5 protein-coding genes are annotated in these 3,523 nt (G+C 62.0%); all 5 read left to right on the top strand.

Features of this window, described 5'->3' with window-relative positions:
• Positions 1-305, top strand: a 305-nt coding sequence (locus EN984_RS26845) for a DUF3168 domain-containing protein (protein ID WP_164765667.1), incomplete at its 5' end; no start/stop codon positions are given.
• Between the two features lie 175 nt (positions 306-480).
• Complete coding sequence (locus EN984_RS26850; RefSeq protein WP_127269164.1) at positions 481-783, top strand: hypothetical protein; 303 nt, start codon at positions 481-483, stop codon at positions 781-783.
• Between the two features lie 137 nt (positions 784-920).
• Positions 921-1,586, top strand: a complete 666-nt coding sequence (locus EN984_RS26855; protein ID WP_023812809.1) for a response regulator transcription factor — start codon at positions 921-923, stop codon at positions 1,584-1,586.
• Between the two features lie 40 nt (positions 1,587-1,626).
• Entirely contained in the window at positions 1,627-3,003 is a 1,377-nt protein-coding gene (locus EN984_RS26860) for an ATP-binding protein (RefSeq protein ID WP_281057337.1), read from the top strand.
• 184 nt (positions 3,004-3,187) lie between these two features.
• Positions 3,188-3,523 (top strand): hypothetical protein (locus tag EN984_RS26865; RefSeq protein WP_127384076.1); only part of this gene is annotated, 336 nt, incomplete at its 3' end.

Consider the following 3,523-nt stretch of genomic DNA (forward strand, 5'->3'; position numbering starts at 1 on the left):
CCGACAATGCCGCTTTTCCGTACGTGACCTGCGGCCAGACCTCCGCTTTCGACTGGGATACGGGCACCGAGAACACCGACGATCAGTTGATTACGCTGCATGTCTGGTCGAAAGCCCATGGCGACGCCGAAACGCTTGCCATCATGGCCGCCATCCAGGCGCGCCTTGCCGACGCAGCATTGGTGATTGGCCCTCGCGGCCAGACACGACTGTCGCTGGAATTCGCCGAAGCCCGCCATGACGAGGATCTGCTCGTCCATCACGGGCTGCTGCGTTTTCGCGCGATAACGCAGGAAAATGCCTGATGCGCTTTCAATATGGTCAAAACCGAGTCTAGACTGGACTTTCGCGGGATTTCACCTGTTCGAGGCGGTGAAATTCCAGGTTGATTGTCTCGCGTTGCAGGGGTGTGGCGAGGATGTTTTCAGCGGCATTCACCGTTCATTTCACGTTCAGCACCGATACGTTACAACGCCGGTCATGAAAACGCTTCGCTCCCACTTCCGAATCGCGACACTGGCGCTTTGTGCTGCCGGGCTGTTCGCGTCGCGGGCGATGGCGATGCCGGTCATCGCGCCGCCCGACCTGGCCAGTCCGATCGTACTGGCGGCGTCCGATTGCTACGCCATCGGCCAGCAGGTGGCCGAGCAGAATGGCGGAACGCTGGCCAAGGCCTCGCAATCGACGCGCGGCGGTCAGCCTGTCTGTGTCATCGTGGTGCTCGTTCCAGGCAAGGACGGACAACGTCCGCGCCGTTCCGAGATCGTCGTTCCGCTGAACTGACCCAATCAACCTTAGGCTACGTTTCCCAGGCCGCCGGAATCGGCCTATATCTGCCCCAGTCTTCAATCTGACAAAGCTCTTCAATCTGACCAAGCCCTTCAATCTGACAAAGCTCTTCAACAGGTATCGAACTCCGCATGCGTGTACTCGTCGTCGAAGATGACAAGGATCTCAATCGGCAGATATCGGATGCGCTGGTCGATGCCGGCTATGTCGTCGACCGCGCCTTCGACGGCGAGGAAGGCCATTTCCTTGGCGACACAGAGCCCTATGACGCGGTCGTGCTCGATATCGGCCTGCCGCAGATGGACGGCATAAGTGTGGTCGAGCGCTGGCGGCGCGGCGGCCGCAAGATGCCGGTGCTGATCCTGACGGCGCGCGACCGCTGGAGCGACAAGGTCTCCGGCATCGATGCCGGCGCCGATGACTACGTCACCAAGCCGTTCCACATCGAGGAGGTGCTGGCCAGGCTGCGGGCCCTGATCCGGCGGGCTGCCGGCCATGCCTCGTCCGAACTGACCTGCGGGCCGCTGCGTCTCGACACCAAGGCCTCCAAGGCCGATGTCGACGGCGTGCCGCTGAAACTGACGTCGCACGAATTCCGCCTGCTCGCCTATCTGATGCACCATATGGGCGAAGTCGTCTCGCGGACCGAACTGGTCGAGCATCTCTACGATCAGGATTTCGACCGCGATTCCAACACCATCGAGGTGTTTGTCGGGCGGCTGCGCAAGAAGATGGGCATCGACATGATCGAAACCGTGCGCGGCATGGGCTACCGCATGCGTGAGCCGGAGGCGTAACTCGGAACCGCTCAAACCAACCGCAAGGACGCCGCTTTCGCTGCGTTTGTGGCCGCGTTCGCTGACGTTCCGCGTTATCGCCTTTTCCACGGTCTGGGCGATCGTGACGCTCGTTGTCATCTTCACCTTGATCACCACCCTATACCGCCAGGCCAGCGAGCGCGGCTTCGACAGCCTGCTTTCGGCGCATCTGTTCAACCTGATCGGTTCGATCGGCATCTCCGATAGCGGGGCGCTGACTGGCGCGCCAGACCTCGGCGACCTTCGGTTCTCGGAGCCGAATTCGGGCTGGTACTGGTCGGTCGAGCCCGCTTCGGAGGGCGTGCATGGCGATCTCCACTCGTCGTCGATGACCACGACGATCCCATCACCGAGCGTTGCCGAGGTGCCGTTCAATGCCAGCTTTCAGCGCAGCTACGCAGCTGAAGGCATCGACGGCGAGCAACTCGAAGTTTTCGAGAGCGAATTCGTTCTCGACGCCAAGAACCGGGCCGCGCGTTTCCGCGTCATGGGCAACCAGAGCGAACTCGAACAGGAAATCGCTACCTTCCAGCGCCGCCTGCTGACCTATCTCAGCCTGTTCGGCGTCGGCATGATCGCCATCAACGCGATCGCCATCCTGCTCGGCCTGCAGCCGCTGCGCCGGGTCAGGAACGCGCTCGCTATGGTGCGCGAAGGCACCGCCCAGAGGCTCGACGGCCGCTTCCCGGCCGAGATCGAACCACTTGCCAACGAAACCAATGCCTTGATCGAAAACAACAGGCGCATCGTCGAGCGGTCGCGAACACAGGTCGGCAATCTCGCCCATTCGCTGAAGACGCCGCTGGCGGTACTGCTCAACGAGGGCCGCGCGCTCGGCGGTGCCAAGGGGCAGCTGATCGCGGAACAGGCCGCTTCCATGCAGAAGCAGGTCGAACACTATCTCCAGCGCGCCCGCGTCGCGGCACAACGCGACAGCGTCGTCTATCGCACGCCGGTGACGCCGCTGGTGCAGCGCATGGTGCGGGTTCTGCAGAAGCTCAATCCGCAGACAAATCTGTCGCTGTCGCTGCCGGCGGCCGAAATCGTCTTCGCCGGCGAGCGCGAGGATCTTGAGGAATTGCTGGGCAATCTCCTTGAAAACGCGATGAAATGGGCAAAGAGCGCGGTGCAGGTTTCGGTCGTGCCCTTGACCGGCAAGGACGACCCGGCCGGCCTGTTCGAGATCAGCATAGAGGATGACGGTCCGGGCATTCCCGAGGACAAGGCGCGCGAGGCTCTGAAGCGGGGACGGCGTCTGGACGAGACGAAGCCCGGAACAGGTCTGGGGCTGGCCATTGTCGCAGACCTTGTCAACGAGTATGGAGGCGTTCTGGCGCTCGAACGGTCCGGTATGGGCGGATTGAAGGCGGTGGTGCGATTGCGGAGCCTTCAGTGATGTTCACCAGGTCCAATCGACATAGAAGGACGGGAGATGTTATTGGCGGCATGTCGATTGGTCCCGCAGTGGCAGCGGCCAAATTTCCGACAAATATCAATACTATGGCCACGCCAACTTCTCCGATGACGCGGCCCCCGGCGCATCCATGGCAGGCTCCCACTCAAGAAAATCGGTTGTTGGCATGAAGATTCGCGTCGCTCTCGTTTCCGCATTGCTGGCCGTTTCCGGCTGCACCACCTTGAGCGGCAAGGGTCCAGCCATAGCAGTGACACCGGCCTCGACACCTCCTTCCAGCGGCAAGGTGACCACGACGATCATTTCGGCGATGGGCGGCGGCCTCATCAGCGGGACGATCGGCAACGGCCTCAGCGAGACCGAGAAGCGCAGCGCGCTCGAGGCTGAATACAAGGCGCTGGAATATACGACCAGCGGCCAGAAGGTGACGTGGAAAGGCGCTCAGGCTTCGCGCTACGGCGAGGTGGTTCCGGCCCAGCCGTACCGCGTCGGTTCGCAGGAC

The organism is Mesorhizobium sp. M7A.F.Ca.CA.004.12.1.1 (assembly GCF_003997835.1).
Lineage (GTDB): Bacteria > Pseudomonadota > Alphaproteobacteria > Rhizobiales > Rhizobiaceae > Mesorhizobium.